We start from the raw sequence: 765 nt of genomic DNA, 5'->3' as shown, positions 1-765 counted from the left end.
CGCGGCCACTGTGCAGCCCCCGGCGGCGCAGGCCATGATGGACGCACTAACCCGCGCTACAACGGCGGTGGTCGGCGTCAAGGTCACGGCGATGGAAGATGCACGCTCGGCCGAAACGCTGGGCCTGCGCCGCGCCGGCTCAGGTGTGCAAATCAACCAGGACGGGCTCATCCTCACCATCGGCTACCTGATGCTGGAAGCCGAACACATCGAGATCGTGACGCAAGACAACCGCACCTTGCCGGCGCGCGCCGTTGCCTATGACCTGGCCACCGGCTTCGGGCTGTTGCGCCCCTTGCTGCCACTGCGCGGTGTGGGCGTGGCAGCGCTGGGCAACGGTAAAGACCTGCAGCCCGGCGAACCGCTGATGGCCGTCACCGGCCCGCAGGCTGATGAGGACGGCGACGTAAGCATGACCCGGCTGGTCAGCCGGCGCGCGTTCTCCGGCAGCTGGGAATACCACATCGAATCGGCGCTGTTCACCAGCCCACCTATCATGGCCAGTGGCGGCAACCACAGCGGCGCCCCGCTCTTCAACCAGAAAGGTGAGTTGATGGGCATAGGCTCGCTGCTGGTGTCCGATGCCACAGGCGAAAACCGCCGCCTGCCGGGCAATATGTTTGTGCCGGTGGATTTGCTGCGTCCCATCCTCGCGGAGCTGCAGCGTTCAGGCGCCAGCATGAAAAGCCGCAGGCCATGGCTCGGCATCACCTCCAATGACCAGGGCGGGCGCATACAGATCCTGCGGGTCAGCAAGGAGAGCCC

The 765-nt window shown here is 66.0% G+C and carries 1 protein-coding gene; it reads left to right on the top strand.

Annotated features, from left to right (window positions below; translation table 11 throughout):
* Positions 1 to 34: 34 nt before the first annotated feature.
* The coding region (locus AC1D1X_RS24840; RefSeq protein ID WP_477699560.1) for a S1C family serine protease at positions 35 to 765 on the top strand (731 nt) is incomplete at its 3' end.

The organism is Polaromonas sp. P1_G4 (assembly GCF_056405475.1).
The sequence above is the reverse complement of the archived record's forward strand: the minus strand, read 5'-3'. Positions and strand labels throughout refer to the sequence as shown.